Annotated in this window: 16 protein-coding genes and 2 pseudogenes; 5 read left to right on the top strand and 13 right to left on the bottom strand. The window is 73.7% G+C overall.

Annotation, left to right across the window (positions count from 1 at the left end; genetic code table 11):
* Positions 1–229: 229 nt before the first annotated feature.
* Positions 230–460 (top strand): annotated as a pseudogene (locus ACFZDL_RS44885) (hypothetical protein); the annotation flags it as partial.
* Positions 461–480: 20 nt separating this feature from the next.
* Here ACFZDL_RS44885 and ACFZDL_RS44880 read toward each other — a convergent pair.
* Entirely contained in the window at positions 481–687 is a 207-nt protein-coding gene (locus tag ACFZDL_RS44880; protein WP_391194348.1) for a hypothetical protein, read from the bottom strand.
* A 73-nt stretch (positions 688–760) separates the two neighbouring features.
* Between ACFZDL_RS44880 and ACFZDL_RS44875 the strand changes: the two genes are divergently transcribed.
* Positions 761–4024 carry an AAA family ATPase gene (locus ACFZDL_RS44875; RefSeq protein ID WP_391194345.1) on the top strand — a complete coding sequence of 1088 codons (3264 nt, stop codon included), beginning with the start codon at positions 761–763 and terminating at the stop codon, positions 4022–4024.
* A gap of 141 nt (positions 4025–4165) precedes the next feature.
* Here ACFZDL_RS44875 and ACFZDL_RS44870 read toward each other — a convergent pair whose 3' ends face one another.
* The 8 genes from ACFZDL_RS44870 to rimP all read right to left on the bottom strand — a co-directional run bounded on the left by ACFZDL_RS44870 (position 4166) and on the right by rimP (position 12607).
* Positions 4166–5149, bottom strand: coding sequence for a bifunctional riboflavin kinase/FAD synthetase (locus ACFZDL_RS44870; RefSeq protein WP_353596439.1), 984 nt, complete (start codon positions 5147–5149; stop codon positions 4166–4168).
* A gap of 355 nt (positions 5150–5504) precedes the next feature.
* Entirely contained in the window at positions 5505–6419 is a 915-nt protein-coding gene (gene truB / locus ACFZDL_RS44865) for a tRNA pseudouridine(55) synthase TruB (RefSeq protein ID WP_353596438.1), read from the bottom strand.
* Positions 6416–6913, bottom strand: a complete 498-nt coding sequence (gene rbfA / locus ACFZDL_RS44860; protein ID WP_353596437.1) for a 30S ribosome-binding factor RbfA — start codon at positions 6911–6913, stop codon at positions 6416–6418. The genes truB and rbfA overlap by 4 nt, the downstream gene beginning before the upstream one ends.
* A 98-nt stretch (positions 6914–7011) precedes the next feature.
* Positions 7012–7308 (bottom strand): DUF503 domain-containing protein, encoded by a 297-nt coding sequence (locus ACFZDL_RS44855; RefSeq protein WP_353596436.1) that lies wholly within the window; start codon positions 7306–7308, stop codon positions 7012–7014.
* Positions 7309–7431: 123 nt separating this feature from the next.
* On the bottom strand, positions 7432–10533 hold the full coding sequence (gene infB, locus ACFZDL_RS44850) for a translation initiation factor IF-2 (RefSeq protein ID WP_353596435.1): 3102 nt from the start codon (positions 10531–10533) through the stop codon (positions 7432–7434).
* Between the two features lie 156 nt (positions 10534–10689).
* A complete protein-coding gene (locus tag ACFZDL_RS44845; protein ID WP_353596434.1) occupies positions 10690–10980 on the bottom strand; it encodes a YlxR family protein in 291 nt (96 codons plus the stop codon).
* 97 nt (positions 10981–11077) lie between these two features.
* Positions 11078–12070 (bottom strand): transcription termination factor NusA, encoded by a 993-nt coding sequence (gene nusA, locus ACFZDL_RS44840; protein WP_353596433.1) that lies wholly within the window; start codon positions 12068–12070, stop codon positions 11078–11080.
* A gap of 15 nt (positions 12071–12085) precedes the next feature.
* Positions 12086–12607 (bottom strand): ribosome maturation factor RimP, encoded by a 522-nt coding sequence (rimP, locus tag ACFZDL_RS44835; RefSeq protein ID WP_353596432.1) that lies wholly within the window; start codon positions 12605–12607, stop codon positions 12086–12088.
* A gap of 525 nt (positions 12608–13132) precedes the next feature.
* Between rimP and ACFZDL_RS44830 the strand changes: the two genes are divergently transcribed.
* The 3 genes from ACFZDL_RS44830 (at position 13133) to ACFZDL_RS44820 (ending at position 15397) form a co-directional block, all read left to right on the top strand.
* Positions 13133–13621: a hypothetical protein gene (locus ACFZDL_RS44830; RefSeq protein ID WP_353596431.1), complete on the top strand. Its 489-nt coding sequence runs from the start codon at positions 13133–13135 to the stop codon at positions 13619–13621.
* Between the two features lie 201 nt (positions 13622–13822).
* Positions 13823–14326: a ferritin-like domain-containing protein gene (locus ACFZDL_RS44825; protein WP_353596430.1), complete on the top strand. Its 504-nt coding sequence runs from the start codon at positions 13823–13825 to the stop codon at positions 14324–14326.
* Positions 14327–14452: 126 nt separating this feature from the next.
* Positions 14453–15397, top strand: a complete 945-nt coding sequence (locus ACFZDL_RS44820; protein WP_353596429.1) for an aminoglycoside phosphotransferase family protein — start codon at positions 14453–14455, stop codon at positions 15395–15397.
* 65 nt (positions 15398–15462) lie between these two features.
* Here ACFZDL_RS44820 and ACFZDL_RS44815 read toward each other — a convergent pair whose 3' ends face one another.
* The 4 genes and pseudogenes from ACFZDL_RS44815 to ACFZDL_RS44800 form a co-directional block, all read right to left on the bottom strand.
* Positions 15463–17163, bottom strand: a complete 1701-nt coding sequence (locus tag ACFZDL_RS44815; RefSeq protein WP_353596428.1) for a proline--tRNA ligase — start codon at positions 17161–17163, stop codon at positions 15463–15465.
* An 85-nt stretch (positions 17164–17248) separates the two neighbouring features.
* Entirely contained in the window at positions 17249–17815 is a 567-nt protein-coding gene (locus tag ACFZDL_RS44810) for a GNAT family N-acetyltransferase (protein ID WP_353596427.1), read from the bottom strand.
* A 25-nt stretch (positions 17816–17840) separates the two neighbouring features.
* The gene (locus ACFZDL_RS44805; protein WP_353596426.1) at positions 17841–18686 is read right to left on the bottom strand and encodes a GNAT family N-acetyltransferase; all 846 of its coding nucleotides are present in this window, start codon (positions 18684–18686) and stop codon (positions 17841–17843) included.
* Positions 18687–18837: 151 nt separating this feature from the next.
* Positions 18838–18988: pseudogene (locus ACFZDL_RS44800) on the bottom strand (4-hydroxy-3-methylbut-2-en-1-yl diphosphate synthase); the annotation flags it as partial.

Here is an 18988-nt window from a genome sequence, read left to right as displayed (position 1 = left end):
AGCGGGGAATCTTTGTATCACCCGGTGCCGGGGTACACCGATGGTCGTGCGGCCACCTGTTGGCGCCGCCGGGTCGGTACGCGGCCGGGGCATGGGCGCATTGAGGGGCGCAGCGCGCCGGGATGTACAAGGAGAATGTGTGCGCGCGGCATACGAGATGTTGCCGTGACGCGTGCGTCAGGTATCGGACAGGTTTGAGGGCGGGGACGGGCCTGCCCCCACGGCGCCCATGGTGATTAGTCTTGGTGTGCACGATGGAGAACCTGATCTCGGGTTCCCGGCGTCGCAACGGGGAAAGCCGAGCGGTCGGACGACAGTAACGATCGGCAACGATCGGCCTCGCCAAGATTTTCAAAGGTGCTCGACCACACCAGGAGGCATTGTGAGTAGCGATCGGGACGAGATCCGCGCGGGCGGAACCACACCCGGCGATGATCGGTCCGACGCGGAGACCGAGCACACGGGCGAATTCACCATTGATTACACCCCGCCTGCCTGGTACACGCAGAACGCCTCCTCGTCGTCGGCGGCAACGGGCGGTACGGGTGCCGGGGTCGGCGAGAGCGCGTCGGCGCCGCCCCCGCCCCCGGCGGGCAGTCCGGTGAACGTGCCCGGGTCTCCCGAGCCGAACGGCTTCGCGCCCGCGTGGCCGGCGGCGGGTGCGCCCGCCCCCGGCACTCCCCCCACCGGAACGCCGGTGGGGCAGCCCGGAAGCGAGTTCGGTGCCGAGCGTCCCCAAGCCGGGGGCACGCCGTCAGATTTGCCGGATTCATCCGACTTCACTCTGCAGCCGAGCGCGCCTCGTCCCGCGGCTGACGCCCCGACAGCTGACGCGGCGTCGCCGTCCGGGGCCGGTGGGGAGGGACCGGCCGGGGACGGCCACGCGGCGGGCCGGGCTCCCGGCGCGGCCGACGCCCCCGAGGAGCGGGAGCCGGCGGCCCCCCAGGGCGCCGACATCGGCGAAGCGCCCGCAGCGACGGACGCCGGTACGGCCGTCGCCGGGTCCAGTGACGTCAGGGACGACGCGGCACCGCGGGCCGGCGGTTCCGGCTCCGGCGATGTGAGTGGCCACGCCACCATGCGGTTCTCCCCCGCCGCGCTGCACCGCGAGATCGCGGAGCGGGCGGGCGACGGCGCTGGTGGCCCGGGGGGCGCCGGTGGCGCCGACGCGGCCGGTGGGGCTAGTGGAGTTGGTGGGGCCGGTGGGGCCGGTGGGGCCGAACCGTCCGACGCCGTTCCCGCCGACGCGCCTCCCGCCCCTCCCGCGCCCGCCGACGCCGCCCCGCCCGCCGATGTGCCTCAGAGCGGCGATGTGCGCAGCGAGGGCACCCTGCGGTTCTCCACCGCCTCCCTGCGCCGCGACATCGCCGAGCGCAGAGCCAAGAGCGCAGAAGGGGCGGGCCCCGTGCCGCCGGAGGGCCAGGGCGCCGAGGCCGGGCCTCAGGACGCGCCGCCCGCCGGGCAGCCGCCGCAGTCCGGCCAGCAGCCCGCCGCGTGGGCCCCGCCGGCCGCTCCGCAGGCCGGTCTGCCCCCGCTGCCCCCGGACTTCCAGCCCGCCGCGCCGCAGAGCGCGGGCGGTGCCGCGGGCGCGCCGGGCGCGGCCGAGGCGCCCGGTGGCGCACAGCCCGCGCCGGGCACTCCGTGGCCGGCCCAGGGCGCCGGTGCCGCGGGGCCGGGCGGACCGCTTCCCCAGCAGCGTACGGACGCCCCGCAGCAGGCGCCGGGCGCGACCGGCGGGCCGGGGGCGGACGGCTCGTTCACACAGCAGGCCGCCGCGTGGCCGCCTCCGGTCCCGGGCACCGAGGGGCAGCCCGCCCCCGGCTCCCAGGCCTCTCCGGCGGCTCCCGGCCAGGCCTCGGCGCCGCAGCAGGGTGGTTACGGTTTCCCGGGCCCGGCGGCCGGACCCGGAAACCCCCAGCAGCAGCCGCAGAGCCAAGCACCGGCCGCGCCCGGCCCGCAGGGCCAGCAGGGCGGCTACGGCTTCCCACGCCCCGCCGACAGCACCCCTGTCGACGGCACCCCGGTCGCCGGCACGCCGGTCGCCGGCACGCCGGTCGCCGGGCAGGCCGCACCGCCCCAGGCCATGAACGCGCCTGGCCCGCACGGCGGCGTGCCGCAAGGTGGCCCCGCGGCGGCCGGCCCGGGCGGTCCGGCGCAGCCCGGCGCCGACAACCGCGGTTACGGATATCCGCAGCCCGGCGCCCCCGGCCCGAATCCGGCACAGCCCACACCCGCGGCCGCGGGCCAGGCCCCGGCGTCCCCACAGCAGGGCGGCTACGGCTTCCCCGGTCCGGCCGCCGGACCCGGATACCCCCAGCAGCAGCCGCAGAGCCAGGCGCCGGCCGCGCCCGGCCCGCAGGGCCAGCCGGGGGGCTACGGCTTCCCACGCCCCGCCGACGCCACCCCCACCGGTGGCACCCCCGTCGCCGGCACCCCCGCGGCCGCGCAGCCCGGACAGCCCGGGCAGCCCGGCCCCGCCGCACCCGGCCCGCAGGCCGGCTACGGCTATCCGCAGCAGAACCCGCAGGACGGCTACGGCTATCCGCGCCCCGGCGACAGCGCGAGCACGCCCGGCGGTGGCAACAACGACTCCCCGCTCGACCCGCGCACCGGCGGCTGGCCCGTCATCAGCCCTGAGCAGCGGCAGCGCCCCGCGGGCCAGGGCGCGGGGGCCCCGCTCGGCTACACCGCCGCGGTCGAACTGTCCTCGGACCGGCTGATCCGCGGCAAACAGAAGCCCAGGAAGAACAACAACAGCGGGCCCTCGCGGTTCAAGCTCGGTGGCCGGAAGGAGGAGGCCGAGCGGCAGCGCAAGCTCCAGCTGATCCGTACGCCCGTGCTGTCCTGCTACCGCATCGCGGTGATCAGCCTCAAGGGCGGCGTCGGCAAGACCACCACGACCACCGCTCTCGGCTCCACCCTCGCCAGCGAGCGGCAGGACAAGGTCATCGCGATCGACGCCAACCCGGACGCCGGCACGCTCGGCCGCCGGGTGCGCCGCGAGACGGGGGCGACGATCCGCGACCTGGTGACGGCGATCCCGTATCTCAACAGCTACATGGACATCCGGCGGTTCACCTCGCAGGCGGCCTCCGGCCTGGAGATCCTCGCCAACGACGTGGACCCGGCGGTCTCGACGACCTTCAACGACGAGGATTACCGCCGCGTCATCGACGTCCTGGGCAAGCAGTACCCGATCATCCTCACCGACTCGGGCACCGGCCTGCTGTACAGCGCCATGCGCGGGGTCCTCGACCTCGCCGACCAGCTGATCATCATCTCCACCCCCTCCGTGGACGGCGCCAGCAGCGCCAGCACCACCCTCGACTGGCTCTCCGCCCACGGCTACGCCGATCTGGTCTCGCGCAGCATCACGGTCATCTCCGGCGTCCGGGAGACCGGCAAGATGATCAAGGTCGAGGACATCGTGTCGCACTTCGAGACCCGGTGCCGGGGCGTGATCGTCGTGCCGTTCGACGAGCACCTGGCGGCGGGCGCGGAGGTGGACCTGGACATGATGCGCCCCAAGACCCGGGAGGCGTACTTCAACCTCTCCGCCATGGTCGCCGAGGACTTCGCCCGCGCCCAGCAGGCACAGGGGCTGTGGACGGCGGACGGCAACCAGCAGCCGCCCCAGATGGCGCCGCCGCTGCCGGGGCAGCAGCAGGGCGAGGCGTACGGGCAGCAGCCTCAGCAGCACCAGCCGTACCCGCAACAGCAACAGCCCCAGTACCCGGGGCAGCCCGGACAGCCGGGGTCCCCGCAGCCCGGGCAGCCGGGACAGCCACAGCCCGGGTATCCGCAGCCCGGCCAGCCTGCCCAGCCCGGTTACCCGGGTGCGCAGCAGCAGGGATGGCAGCAGCAGCCCCAGCAGCCCTATCCGGGCGCGGCACAGCCGGGTCAGCCGGGCCAGCCGGGCCAGCCGGAACAGCCCGGGCAGCCTGCTCAGCAGGGGCAGCAGCCGGGTCAGCCCGGGCAGCCGTGGCAGGCCTGGCAGCAGCAGCCGGGCGGGCCCCAGGGCTGAGCGCCGCGCCGGGGCCGCGCCCCGGCGCAGCAGACGACGAAAAGACGCCGGACGGGCTGACTCCAGCCCGTCCGGCGTCTTCGTCGTTCGGTTGCCGCCCCGGCGCCCCGGCCGCTGCCCGGGCCGCCGCCGCGGAGGGCGTCAGCGGCCGTCGCCCGCCCGGAAGGCGGTCTCGGGGGAGCCGGCCGCCTCGACCAGCTCACGGGCGCGCTTCACATCGGCCGCAATGCGCTCCAGCAGGGCCTCGATCGACGAGAACGTCTCCTGGCCGCGCAGATAGGCGAGGAAGTCCACCTCGACGTGCAGGCCGTACAGGTCCAGGCCCACGCGGTCGATCGCATACGCCTCGACCGTGCGCTCGGTGCCGTCGAACTGCGGGTTCGTGCCGACCGAGATCGCCGCCGGCATGGCCTCGCCCTGGGCGGTCAGCCAGCCCGCGTACACCCCGTCGGCCGGGATCGCGGTGTGCGGCAGGGTCTCCAGGTTGGCCGTCGGAAAGCCCAGCTCGCGCCCGCGCTGGGCGCCGCGCACCACCACGCCCTCGACGCGGTGGGGCCGCCCGAGGACCTCCATGGCGCCCGCGACGTCCCCCTCGGCGACCAGTCTGCGCACCAGGGTGGAGGAGAACGGCTCGCCGCCGCCCGCCGCCCCGCGCTCGTACAGGTCGACGACCTCGACCTCGTAGTCGTAGGTGGTGCCGAGCTCCTGCAGAAACGCGACGTTCCCGGCGGCCTTGTGGCCGAAGCGGAAGTTCGGGCCCTCCACCACAGCCCGCGCGTGCAACTTGTCGACCAGCACCTTCACCACGAAATCGCCGGGCGACAGCCGGGAGAACTCCGCCGTGAACGGCAGGATCAGCACCGCGTCGACGCCCAGCCCCTCCATCAGCTCGGCCCGCCGGTGGTGCGGGGCGAGCAGCGGCGGGTGGCTGCCGGGCCGCACGACCTCGCTGGGGTGCGGGTCGAAGGTCACCACGACCGCCGGTACGCCCAGCTCACGAGCGCGCGCCACCGTACGGCTGATGATCACCTGGTGTCCGCGGTGCACCCCGTCATAGGAGCCGATGGTGACGACGCTGCGTCCCCAGTCCTCGGGGATGTCCTCCAAGCCACGCCAGCGCTGCACTGTGCCCGCTCCTCGCCCGAACTCATGTCTGTCCACTTCGCAGGTCTAAGACTGCCATGTCGTCGGCGTACGCTTCGCATCGGTCGGCACGCCGGGCCGCCCCGTCCGGCGTCCCCGCAGGTGGCGACGGTGCCCACACACCGGAACGCGCCCCCTTCCGCTCCCGCCGACCCTCCCGAGCGCCTGCCCGATGGGGTGAATCCGGGCGTGGGGGTGGACAGAGACCCTTGGGGGGTAAAGGGGGCGCGACGCACCCCGGAACGGCGAAGGCCGCCCCGCGGTGTGGAGCGGCCCAAAGGGATCGCGGAAAACCCCGGCCCAGGAGTCCTGGGCAGCACGCCCCGGGCAGGGAGCCTCACGCGAACACGGCCAGGCTCTTCGCCTTGCCCTTGTGCTCCTCCACCAGGGCCAGGAAGCGCCCCTTGGGACCGAACACCGCCACGGGCCCGGACTCCTCGCGCGCCGGCATGCCGATCCGTACGCCGTTGCCCAGCAGCCGGGCCCGGTCCTCGTCGATGTCCCAGCGCGGGAAGGCGGCGGCCGCGGCCTCGGCGATGGGCATGACCTGGAGGGACTCCTCCAGCTGCGGCAGCGTCCTGGCGGCGGCCAGCCCGTACGGTCCGACCCTGGTGCGGCGCAGCGCGATCAGGTGGCCGCCGACGCCCAGCGCGGCGCCCAGGTCGCGGGCCAGGGCCCGGATGTAGGTGCCCGAGGAGCACACCACGGTGACGTCCAGGTCGAGGACGGGAGTGCCGTCCTTCGCCTCGGTCTCGCGGTGGGCGTGGAGGGCGAAGGACGACACAGTCACCGGCCGGGCCGGGATCTCGAAGTCCTCGCCCTCCCGCGCCCGCGCGTAGGAGCGCTTGCCGTCGATCTTGATCGCGCTGACCTTGGCGGGCACCTGCATGATGTCCCCGGTCAGCCCGGCGATTCCGGCCCCGACGGCGTCCAGGGCCGTCCCGGCGGCGCCGGCGGAGGAGGTGATCTCCCCCTCCGCGTCGTCCGTGACGGTGGTCTGGCCGAGCCGGATCGTCGCCTCGTACTCCTTCTCGGTCAGCGCCAGGTGCCCGAGCAGCCGGGTGGCCTTCTCCACGCCGATCACGAGCACGCCCGTGGCCATGGGGTCCAGCGTCCCGGCATGGCCGACCCGCCGGGTCCCGGCGAAGCGGCGCATCTTGGCCACGACGTCGTGTGAGGTGAAGCCGGCCGGCTTGTCGACGATCACCAGGCCGTCCGGGGCCGTCGAGCCGGCCCGTCCCTTGCCCGTCATGCGTCCGAGGAGCCCTTGCCGTCGGTGCTCTCGCCATCGGCCGCGCCGGGGCCCTCTGCGGCCTCCTCGGGGCCTTCGCCGGGCTTCCGGTACGGGTCGGCGTCACCGGCGTACGTGGCGCCCGAGGAGGCCTCGCGCACCTGGGCGTCCGCCGCCTTGGCCTTGGCCAGCAGGTCGTCGATCGTCCGGGCGTTGTCCGGCAGCGCGTCCGGGACGAACGTCAGGGTCGGGGTGAAGCGCACCCCGGTCTGCCGGCCGACCTCGGACCGCAGCACGCCCTTGGCGCTCTCCAGGGCCGCCGCGGAGGCCGCCCGCTCCTCGTCGTCGCCGAAGACCGTGTAGAAGACGGTCGCCTCCCGCAGGTCACCGGTGACCCGGGTGTCGGTGATCGTGACGTAGCCGAGCCGCGGGTCCTTGATCCGCCGCTGCAGGGTCTCCGCGACCACGACCCGGATGCGGTCAGCCAGCTTGCGTGCCCGCGCGGTGTCGGTCATGCGTCTTCTTCTCTCTTCTTCGGTTCGACTATCGGTGGTCGGGGACGCTACGGCGCCTCGGGCGGCGCAAGCAGTCACACGGCTGTGCGGTCACACGGCTATTCATCGTCATCACCGTGGAACCGGCGCCGTACCGACAACAGCTCCACCTCGGGCCGTGCGGCGACCCAGCGCTCGCAGCGGTCGAGTACGTCCGTCAGATGGCTCGCGTCCCCGGAGACCGCCGCGAGGCCGATCTCGACCCTGCGGTAGAGGTCCTGGTTTCCGACCTCCGCCACGCTCACCGCGTAGCGGCGGTGCAGTTCGGCGACGATCGGGCGGACGACGGAGCGTTTCTCCTTCAGCGACCGTACGTCGCCCAGGAGCAGGTCGAAGGACAGCGTCCCTACATACATGCGGTCCGGGTCAAGCCACCCGTGGGGCCTTAGGTGTGCAGGCTTTTCGAAACCGTACACGCAATGGCCGGGGCCGATCGACGGAAATACTCCGCCGACCGGCCCCGGTCGAGCAGCAGCGCGTCAGCCGCGCGGCTTCTCACGCATCTCGTAGGTGGCGATGACGTCGTCGACCTTGATGTCGTTGTAGCTGCCGAGGTTGATACCGCCCTCGAAGCCCTCGCGAATCTCGGTGACGTCGTCCTTGAAGCGGCGCAGACCCTCGATGTTGAGGTTCTCCGCGATGACCTTGCCGTCGCGGAGGAGGCGCGCCTTGGTGTTCCGCCTGACCTCGCCGGAGCGGATGAGCACACCCGCGATGTTGCCCAGCTTGGACGAGCGGAAGACCTCGCGGATCTCCGCCGTACCGAGCTCGACCTCTTCGAACTCCGGCTTCAGCATGCCCTTCAGGGCCGCCTCGATCTCCTCGATCACCTGGTAGATGACCGAGTAGTAGCGGACGTCCACGCCCTCGCGCTCGGCCATCTGCGTGGCACGCCCCTCAGCGCGCACGTTGAAGCCGATGACGATGGCGTCGGAGCCCGTCGCCAGGTCGATGTCGGTCTCGGTGACCGCACCCACACCGCGGTGCAGCACCCGCAGGTCCACCTCGTCGCCCACGTCGAGCTGGAGCAGCGAGGACTCCAGGGCCTCGACCGAACCGGACGCGTCGCCCTTGATGATGAGGTTGAGCTGCTGCACCTCGCCGGCCTTGAGCACCTTGTCCAGGTCCTCCAGCGACACCCGGCGGGTCCGCTTGGCGAAGGCGGCGTTGCGCTCGCGCGCGGCGCGCTTCTCGGCGATCTGGCGGGCGGTGCGGTCCTCGTCGACGACGAGGAAGTTGTCGCCCGCGCCGGGGACGTTGGTGAGACCGAGCACCAGGACCGGGGTCGAGGGGCCCGCCTCCTCCAGCGCGTTGCCGTTGTCGTCGAGCATCGCCCGGACGCGGCCGTACGCGTCGCCGGCGACCATCGTGTCGCCGACCCGCAGGGTGCCGCGCTGGACCAGCACGGTGGCCACGGCGCCGCGGCCGCGGTCGAGGTGCGCCTCGATCGCGATGCCCTGCGCGTCCTGGACGGGGTTGGCCCGCAGGTCGAGCGAGGCGTCGGCGGTGAGGATGACGGCCTCCAGGAGGTCGTCGATGTGCAGACCCTGCTTGGCGGAGATGTCGACGAACATGGTGTCGCCGCCGTACTCCTCGGCCACCAGGCCGTACTCGGTCAGCTGACCGCGCACCTTGGTCGGGTCCGCGCCCTCGACGTCGATCTTGTTGACCGCGACCACGATCGGCACATCGGCCGCCTTGGCGTGGTTCAGCGCCTCGACCGTCTGGGGCATCACACCGTCGTTGGCCGCCACCACGAGGATCGCGATGTCGGTCGACTTGGCACCGCGGGCACGCATGGCGGTGAACGCCTCGTGACCCGGGGTGTCAATGAAGGTGATCCTCCGGTCCTCGCCGTTGACCTCGGTGGCGACCTGGTACGCACCGATGTGCTGGGTGATGCCGCCGGCCTCGCCCGCGACGACGTTCGTCTTGCGGATCGCGTCCAGCAGTCGGGTCTTACCGTGGTCGACGTGACCCATGACGGTCACGACCGGCGGACGGGAGACGAGCGCTTCCTCGCCGCCCTCGTTCTCGCCGAACTCGATGTCGAAGGACTCGAGAAGCTCGCGGTCCTCCTCCTCCGGGCTGACGATCTCGATGTTGTAGTTCATCTCCTCGGCGAGGAGCTGCAGCGTGTCGTCGGACACGGACTGCGTCGCGGTGACCATCTCGCCCAGGTTGAACATCACCTGGACCAGGGACGCCGGGTTGGCGTTGATCTTCTCCGCGAAGTCGGTGAGCGAGGCACCCCGCGACAGCCGGACCGTCTGGCCGTTGCCGCGCGGCAGCATCACTCCGCCGATGGACGGGGCCTGCATGGCCTCGTACTCCTGGCGACGCTGCCGCTTCGACTTGCGGCCACGACGCGCCGGACCGCCGGGACGGCCGAAGGCGCCCTGCGTGCCACCACGGCCACCGGGACCACCCGGACGGCCGCCGAAGCCGGGACGGCCACCGCCGCCACCGAAGCCGCCGCCACCGCCGCCGCCACCGGGACCACCCGGACGGCCGGCGAAACCGGGACGGCCACCGCCGCCACCGCCACCGGGACGGCCCGCGAAGCCGCCGCCGCCCGGACGACCGCCGCCGCCGGGGCGACCGGCACCGCCGGGACCGCGACCGCCGCCACCGGGGCCCGGACGCGGGCCCGCGGCGGGACGCTGCGGCATCATGCCCGGGTTCGGGCGCGGACCGCCGGGACCGCCGCCCGGACGGGGACCGCCCGAAGCGCCCTGCGGACGCGGCATCGCGCCGGGGGTCGGCCGGGGGCCGCCGGGGCCGCCTCCGGGCCGGGGACCGCCGCCCTGGCCGCCCTGCGGGCGCGGGCCGGCGCCACCCTGGCCACCGGGGCGCGGGGCGCCGCCGGGACGGGGCGCCTGCGGGCGCGCCATGCCGGTGGAGCCGCCGGAGGTGAAGGGGTTGTTGCCCGGACGCGGACCGGCCGGACGGGGACCGCCCGGACGCGGAGCCCGCTCGCCGCCGGGGCGCGGAGCGCCGCCGGGACGGCCGCCCTGACCCTGGTCACGGCCCTGTCCCGGACCACCGGGACGGGCGCCGGGGCGCGGGCCGGGAGCGGCGCCGGGCTTGGCCGGGCCGCCCGGCTTGGCGCCGGTCGGCCGCGGGGCCGCCGCGGGCGACGGCGGGGCGGTGAACTCGGGCTGGGCCGGAGCCGCGGGCTGGGCCGGAGCCGGCTTGGGGCCGGGGGTCGGCCGTGCGCCGGGGGCGCCGGGGGTGGGCCGCGGGCCCGGGGTGGGCGCCGACGGCATGCTCTTGGGGCCCTCCGCCACGGCCGGCTTGGGGCCGGGGGCCGGGGGCTTGGGGGCAGCGGGACGTGCCGCCGACGCCGGAGTGGGCGCGGACGGCTTGGCGGGCGCCGCCTTGCGCGGCGCCGAGGGCTTACCAGCGGCCCGGCCGGAGCCGCCCTGCTGGAAAGCGTCAGTCAACTTGCGAACAACCGGCGCTTCGATCGTCGAAGACGCCGAACGGACGAATTCGCCAAGTTCTTGGAGCTTGGCCATGACGACCTTGCTCTCAACTCCGAACTCCTTGGCGAGTTCGTATACCCGGACCTTAGCCACTTCGCTCCTTCTGGTCCGGGGTGGTCGTCCGCCGGACCGTCGCTACTTCATGGGCGTACTCATCGCGTACTCATCGAGTGCTCATCGCAATCTCGACCTACTTCCGACTCGCGAGGTACCTGACCGCACGGTGACCCGTGCCGTTCTTCTTACTTCTTACGGCGCCGCTGCCTGCTCGGCGTGCTCGACATAACGGCGCAGTGCCGTGGTGTCGAGCGGCCCCGGCCCCCTGAAGGCCCGGGGAAACGCCCGGCGGCGGACCGCCAGGTCGAGGCAGACCCGTGTGGGGTGCACATAAGCACCCCGACCGGGCAGCGTACCGCGCCGGTCGGGGACGCATGCGCCCTCGGCCGTCACGATCCGCAACAGATCGTCCTTGGCCGCCCGCTCCCGGCATCCCACACAGGTTCTCTCAGGGCATGCGCGAGCACGCGTGCGGCCAGACACTGCTTAAGTCTACCTCCCCGAGCCGACCTCACCCCTTGGGGGATGCGATCGAACAGTCGGATGTCTTCGGTTGAATCCCGGAGGGCCGTTCCGTGAATCAGCCTTGTTCGGCGGGCTGTTCCGTATCGGGCCGGATGTCGATCCGCCAGCCCGTCAGCCGGGCCGCCAGCCGGGCGTTCTGCCCTTCCTTCCCGATCGCCAGGGAGAGCTGGTAGTCCGGCACGGTGACGCGCGCGGAGCGCGCCGCCAGGTCCACCACCTCGACCTTGCTCACCCGGGCCGGTGACAGCGCGTTCGCCACCAGATCCGCCGGGTCGTCGGACCAGTCCACGATGTCGATCTTCTCGCCGTGCAGCTCGGCCATCACGCTGCGGACCCGGCCGCCCATCGGGCCGATGCACGCGCCCTTGGCGTTCAGACCCGAACGGGTGGACCGAACGGCGATCTTGGTGCGGTGGCCCGCCTCGCGCGCGATCGCCGCGATCTCCACGGAGCCGTCCGCGATCTCCGGCACCTCGAGCGCGAAGAGCTTCTTCACCAGGTTCGGGTGGGTGCGCGAGAGGGTGACGGACGGGCCGCGCACGCCCTTGACGACGCGCACCACATACGAGCGCAGACGGGTGCCGTGCGCGTAGTCCTCGCCCGGGACCTGCTCCTGCACCGGCAGGATCGCCTCGAGCCTGCCGATGTCCACCAGGACGTTCTTCGGGTCCTTGCCCTGCTGGACGACGCCCGTGACGACATCGCCCTCGCGCCCCGCGTACTCGCCGAAGGTGATCTCCTCCTCGGCGTCCCGCAGCCGCTGCAGAATGACCTGCTTGGCGGTCATCGCGGCGATCCGGCCGAAACCGGAGGGGGTGTCGTCGAACTCTCTGGGCTCCTCGCCCTCCGCCAGGTCCTCGGCGTCCTCCTTGGCCCACACCGTCACATGGCCGGTCGCCCGGTCCAGCTCCACGCGGGCCCGGCGACGGCTCCCCTCGGTGCGGTGATACGCGATGAGGAGGGCCGACTCGATCGCCTCGACCAGCAGGTCGAACGAGATCTCCTTCTCCCGAACCAGACCCCGCAGGGCACTCATGTCGATGTCCACGGCTACGCCTCCTCCTTAGCTCTCGTCGCTCGCGCCCGCGGCCTTCTCGGCGGGCTCGGCGGGCTTGCGGTTGAACTCGATCTCCACCCGTGCCTTGGAGATCTCCTTGAAGGCCAGCCGTCGGGCGGTGGGTCTGCGACCCTTCACGCCCGGCACCTCCACATCGAGCCCCTCGTCGTCCACCGCGGTGATCCGCACGACCAGCTCGCCGCCCTCCGCCAGCCGCGCCTTGATCAGGCGGCCGGTGGCCCGGCGGTAGTGGCGCGGCTCGGTCAGGGGACGGTCGGCGCCGGGAGAGGTGACTTCCAGGACGTACGGGTGCTGGCCCATCGCGTCGGTGTCGTCGAGCGTCTGCGAGATCGCCCGGCTCAGCTCCGCGCACGCGTCCAGCTGCACACCGTCGTCGGAGTCCACCACGATACGGAGCACGCGCCGCTTCCCGGCCGGTGTCACCTCGACCTCTTCCAGATCCAGGTCCCGCGCGCTGACGAGCGGTTCCAGCAGTCCGCGCAGCCTCTCGCTCTGGGTGGTGCTCATCCGGGTGACTCCTCGGCCGCGTGTGCTGTTGTGGGAAGGTCGCGTGTCAGGTCAAAGCCTATCCGTTCCGGCGGCCGGCTGACGATTCGGTGGCTGGTGCCCGGCAGTCGCCGGGCGAGTGAGCCGAAGGGGCGCGCCGCTGTCGAAAGAGAGAGCGCGCGGAGACCCTGAGGTACGAAGGGTCGAGCACGGTCGACCGTCGACAGGGGCAGAGGCGCCCCGGAGGCGAACCGAGCCCCGAAACAAGGGCGCGCGAGGGTACGCTCGCCTGCTGTGATCACCAACGGCGGCCGGGAGCGGTCGCAGCCCGGAAAGAGGAACGTGCCGATCACTCCCCCACCGCACGCGCGCCCTTCCCGCGCCCCCCTGCCCTCCGGCGCGCCGCCGCGCCCGCCGTCCTCCACCTGGAATCCGTCGCCGGCTCCGGCTCCGACTCCGGCTCCGGCTCCGACTCCGGCTCCGGCTCCGACTCCGGCTCCGGCTCCGTCGCCGGGTCGGCGGAATCTCCTGCTGGCCGGCGGTGCGATGGGGGCCGCCGCGCTGCTGGCCGGCTGCTCCGACGGCTCCGGGTCCCGGCCCGACGCGGCGGGGGTCCCGGCGGGCGAGGAGCGGCTGCGCACCCGGGGCGCGCGCGACTCCACCGCGCTCCTGGCGCGCTACGACGCGACCGCCGACGCGCATCCGCAGCTTGCGGACCGGCTGCGGCCGCTGCGCGAGGAAACGGCCCGACACCTGGATGCCTTCCGCGCGCCCGCCTCCGCGTCCGCCTCGCACTCCTCCGCTTCCCCGTCCGCCTCCGCTTCCGCTTCCGCGTCGGCGGGCGGGGCGCGGGTGCCGGATGTCCCGAAGGACGAGGAGAAGGCCCTGGCCGCGCTGGCCCGCGCCGAGCGCCGCACCGCCGACACCCGCACCGCCGCGCTCCGCGACGCCCCACCCGAGCTCGCCCGCCTCCTGGCCTCGATCGCCGCCTGCGGCGCCGCCCACGCGTACCTGCTCACGTCGGGGCGCTCATGACCCCGCCGCCCGGGCCCGCCCACCCGCCGTCCCCGGGAAGGCGCGCCGAGCCGTGCCTGCACGCAGCTAGGAGCGCCCGAGGGGAGGCCGGGCACGGCCTGTGTGGGGCCTCGTCCGGGTACCGCTTCGCGCACCGCGGCGGTGCCCGTGTTCGTACCGGCTACCGATCGGCGGCGCCTGGCGCCGCGGAAGGGGACTGACATGACCGCCTCGACGGCCCGTGCGCCTCGTAGGGGGCGCGCCATGGCGCTCAAGGCCACGCAGGCGGCGCTGGCCGCCGAGCACGCCGCGGTCTACGGCTACGGCGTGGTCGGCGGGCGGATCGGTGACGACCGGCTGCAGGAGGCCCGGGACGGGTACGCCGCGCATCGGGCGCGGCGGGACGCGCTCGCGCGTGCGGTGCGGGATCTGGGTGGGACGCCGGAGGGCGCGGCGCCCGCTTACGCGCTGCCGTTCGCGGTGCCGGACGCCGCGGCCGCGGTGCGGCTCGCCGCGGAGTTGGAGAGCCGGGTGGCCGCCGTCTACGCGGATCTGGTGCGGGCCGCCGAAGGCGCTCTGCGCCGCGAGGCGGCCGGGGCGCTGCGCGAGGCGGCGGTCCGGGCGGTGCGCTGGCGGGGCAGCGGCGTAGCCTTCCCTGGGCTCACCGAACGCGCCGCCGCACCGAGTCCGTCGGCGTCGGCGAGCGCGTCCGCGGGCGAGTTGTGACGGCCGGCCGCGGCTGTTGGATCATGGTCTGTCGGCAGCCCGGCCGAGCCTGGGCGGGAGCCGGCCGGCGACCGACGTAACGGCGTACGAAGCAGAAGAAACAGAGGAAAAGGGGACAGCTCGGCGATGGCATCGGCACCGCAGCCCGGAGGCCCGGAAGCGGCCCCCATCACCCTGCCGCAGCGGCTGCTGGACTCGCTGAGCAACGACCCCGAGAGCCCGGCCCGGGTCTGGCTGGCCAAGCTGCCCGAGCTGGTCGCGCACCAGCTGCGCGACTGGGAGCTGACGCTCGAGCGGGTGCCGAGCCCGGGTGGCCGGAGCAGCCTCATCGTGCTCGTACGGCAGGCCGACGGCACGCCCGCGACGCTCAAGTTCCCCGCCCCGGGCCGGTACGCGGGGCATGAGCGGGCGGCGCTCGCGCACTGGAACGGCTGGGGCGCGGTGCGCCTGCTGCGCGACGACCCCGAGAGCGGGGCGCTGCTGCTGGAGCGGCTGCAGGGCGCGGTGTCGCTGCGCTCGCTGCCCGAGGCCAAGGCGCTGCTGGAGGCGGCGGGCACGGTGCGCCGGCTGTGGGTGCCGCCTGCCGAGGGGCACCCTTTCGGTTCGGTCGCGGCCCGGACCGGCGAGGGCGTCGAGACGCTGCGGCTGATCGCGGCGGGGACCTGGGCGGCGGACGCGCGGCCGCTCGTCGACGAGGCGCTGGAGCTGCGCGAGGGGCTGTCCGGGCAGGCGCCGGAACACCTCCTGCTGCACGGCGCCTTCCGGCAGGGGAAGGTGCTGGCCGGGGAGCGCGCGCCGTGGCTGGCCGTGGGGCCCGCGCCGCTCGTCGGCGAGCGGGCGTACGACCTGGCGCAGCTGGTGCTCGACCGCTGCGAGGACCTGGCCGCCGGGTCGGGGCCGGCCGCGGCCGCGCGGCGCCGCGTCGCGAAGCTGGCGGACTCGCTGGAGGTCGACCGGGACCGGCTGCGGGGGTGGACGCTGTTCCACGCGGTCGACGCCGGGCTGCGGCACGCCGCGGTCGGCGACCGGCGGCGGGGGGAGCTGCTGCTGGAGTTCGCGGGCTGGTTGTAGGCCCTCCCGGCGCCCCGATCACTCCAGGGAGCGACCAGAGCGCCGGGAGAAGCGCCCAGGGGCCGTCAGGCGGTGAGGCGGGTCAGGGCCTCGTCGACGGGAAGCTCCTCGCGCTCGCCCGTGCGGCGGTCCTTGAGCTCCACCACGCCGTCCTTCGCGCCGCGGCCGACGACCAGGATCGTGGGCACCCCGATCAGCTCGGCGTCGGTGAACTTCACGCCCGGGGAGACGCCGGCCCGGTCGTCGACCATGACGCGGACGCCTGCCGTGCCCAGCTTGTCCGCGAGTTCCAGGGCCAGCTCGGTCTGGAGCGCCTTGCCCGCCGCGACGATGTGGACGTCGGCCGGGGCGACCTCGCGCGGCCAGCACAGCCCGGACTCGTCGTGGGTCTGCTCGGCGAGCGCGGCCACGGCGCGCGAGACGCCGATGCCGTAGGAGCCCATGGTGACCCGGACCGGCTTGCCGTTCTGGCCGAGCACATCGAGCTGGAAGGTGTCGGCGTACTTCCGGCCGAGCTGGAAGATGTGGCCGATCTCGATGGCCCGGTCGAGCTCGATGCCGGCGCCGCAGCGGGGGCAGGGGTCGCCCGGCTGGACCACCACGACGTCCAGGTACTGGTCGACCTCGAAGTCCCGGCCGCAGACGACGTTGCGCGCGTGCTTGCCGGGCTTGTTGGCGCCGGTCACCCAGGCGGTGCCGGGCGCGACGCGCGGGTCGGCGAGGTAGCGGAAGGACTTTCCGGCCAGGCCCTGCGGGCCGATGTAGCCGCGGACCAGGTCGGGGCGGTCGGCGAAGTCCTCGGCGGTGACGACCTCGACCTCGGCGGGGGCGAGGTGCTCGGCGAGCTTGCCGAGGTCCACCTCGCGGTCGCCGGGGACGCCCACCGCGGTGATCTCGCCGTCGACCTTGACGAGGAGGTTCTTCAGGGTCGCGGAGGCCGGGATGTCCAGGTACTCGGCGAGGGTGTCGATGGTCGGGGTGTCGGGGGTGTCCAGCTCCTCGACCGGGCCGTGCTCGGCCCCCTCGACGGGGGTGACGGCGAGGGTGACGGCCTCGGTGTTGGCCGCGTAGTCGCAGTTCGGGCAGTCCACGAAGGTGTCCTCGCCGGCCGCGGCCGGGGCCAGGAACTCCTCGGAGGCGGAGCCGCCCATGGCGCCGGAGATCGCGGAGACGATGCGGTAGTCCAGGCCGAGGCGGGCGAAGATCCGCTGATAGGCCTCGCGGTGCAGCCGGTAGGACTCGGCCAGGCCCTCGTCGGTGGTGTCGAAGGAGTACGAGTCCTTCATCTGGAACTCGCGGCCGCGCAGCACGCCGGAGCGCGGGCGGGCCTCGTCCCGGTACTTGGTCTGGATCTGGTAGAGGATCACCGGCAGGTCCTTGTAGGACGTGCACTGGTCCTTGACCGTCTGGGTGAAGATCTCCTCGTGGGTCGGGCCGAGGAGGTAGTCGGCGCCCTTGCGGTCCTTGATCCGGAACAGCAGGTCGCCGTACTCGTCCCAGCGGCCGCTGGCCTCGTACGGCTCGCGGGGCAGCAGGGCGGGCAGCAGGACCTCCTGGGCGCCGATGGCGTCCATCTCCTCGCGGACGATCCGCGCCACGTTCTCCAGGACCTTCTTGCCGATGGGCAGCCAGGTCCAGATGCCCGCGGAGGTGCGGCGGACATAGCCGGCGCGGACGAGCAGCTTGTGGCTGGCGGTCTCGGCATCGGCCGGGTCCTCGCGCAGCGTCTTCAACATCAACCTGGACATGCGCTGGACGTGGGCCATGGTTCTTCTCCTGCGTACGAGATGGGATGTCCAGGAGATTAACCGCTGCTGCCGCCCACCGGGAAATGGCCCGGGGCGCGCGGAATCAGCGGCGCAGCGGGAGCGGGGCGCCCATGACCGCGTACGGGGTCGGCGCGCTCGGGAAGAGCACCGGGCGGGCGAGGTCGCGGTAGCCGAGGGCGTGGTAGAGGTGGCGGGCGGGGCTGTCGGCGTCGATCGCGGAGAGGATGGAGCGCGGCTGGGAAGCTCCGTCGGTGATGTCGGTGATCAGTGACCGGCCGATGCCCTGCTGCTGGTAGTCGGGGTGGACATGCAGTTCGGTGATGACGAAGGAGTCGTCCAGCCAGTCCTCGTGGCCGGTGTCGCGCAGATACGGCTCGACGACGGTGGACCACCAGTGGGTGCGGTCGTTAGGCATGCCGTAGACGAAGCCGACGAGCCGCCCGGTGCCGGTGGTGGCGCCCAGCGCGCGGGCGCCCGGGCTGGTGAGGTGGCGCAGCACGATATGGCGCCGTACGCCGGCCTCCTCGTCGGTGAGCCCGAAGGCGACCGCCTGGACGGCGAGGGCTTCGTCCACGCGCGCGGCGAGGTCGAGCGGCCCCACCACCACGTCCTGCGGGTCCGGTGGCCCAACGCCTGGTTGATGCAGCATGGGCGGCACCCTACTGGGCCGCCGATCAGAACAGCACACTCATGAAGGCGCCGACCTCCTGGAAGCCGACCCGGCGGTAGGCGGCGCGGGCGGCCGTGTTGAAGTCGTTGACGTAGAGGCTGACGACGGGCGCGACCTCGCTCAGCGCATAGTGCAGGACGGCGGCCATACCGGTCTCGGAGAGCCCGCGGCCGCGGAATTCGGGGGCGACCCAGACGCCCTGGATCTGGCAGGCGTGGCGGGTGGCGGCGCCGATCTCGGCCTTGAAGACGACCCGGCCGTTCTCGATGCGGGCGAAGGACCGCCCGGCGCTGACGAGTTCGGCGACCCGGGCCTGGTAGAGCAGCCCGCCGTCGCCGGCGAGCGGCGAGACGCCGACCTCCTCGGTGAACATGGACACGCACGCGGGCATGATCACGTCCATTTCGTCCTTGCGGACGCGGCGGACGAGCGGGTCGGGCGCGACACCGGCGGGCATGGCGGTGGTGGCCATGAGCGGCTGGTGGGCGCGGACCTCACGGGCCGGGCCCCAGCTGGGCTCGAGCAGCGACCAGAGCTCGGCGGTGGTGTCGGCGGGGCCGACGATGGAGGAGCAGCGGCGGCCGGACCGGCGGGCGCGCTCGGCGAAGCCGCGTACGGCCTCGGGGGTGGCGCAGATGGGGACGAGGTTGGCTCCGGCGTAGCAGAGCGATTCGAGCCGGCCACCGGTGTACCAGCCCCACATCTCGCCGCCGAGCCGCCACGGGTCCAGGCCGGCGACCTGGACGCGGGCGGCGACGAAGGCGTTGGAGACCGGGTCCCGGTCGAGGACCGCGAGGGCCTCGTCGAGCTCATGGGGGTCGAGCACCCTGGTCGTGGACGTCGTCAGCACGTGTCGGTATGCCTCACCGGTTGCGGCCGAGGGCCAGAAGATTCGATTCTCCGCACTGTACCTCGGGGGTCGCCTCAGCCACCGCCCGCGTTCACCGACGGGGCCGTGGTCCGGTCGGGCGCGGGCGGTGGAATGGAGGGTGGGGCCGGTGTCAGCCGGTGACGGAGATCTCGGGCTCTCCGGAGGCGACGCCGTCCTTCTCCATCTGCTCGGCGATCTTCATGGCCTCGTCGATCAGGGTCTCCACGATCTTCGACTCGGGCACCGTCTTGATCACCTCACCCTTGACGAAGATCTGGCCC

Origin of the sequence: Streptomyces sp. NPDC007917 (genome assembly GCF_042959105.1) — a bacterium.
In the GTDB taxonomy this organism is placed as follows: Bacteria; Actinomycetota; Actinomycetes; order Streptomycetales; family Streptomycetaceae; genus Streptomyces.
This window is presented reverse-complemented; position numbering and strand designations above follow the sequence as displayed.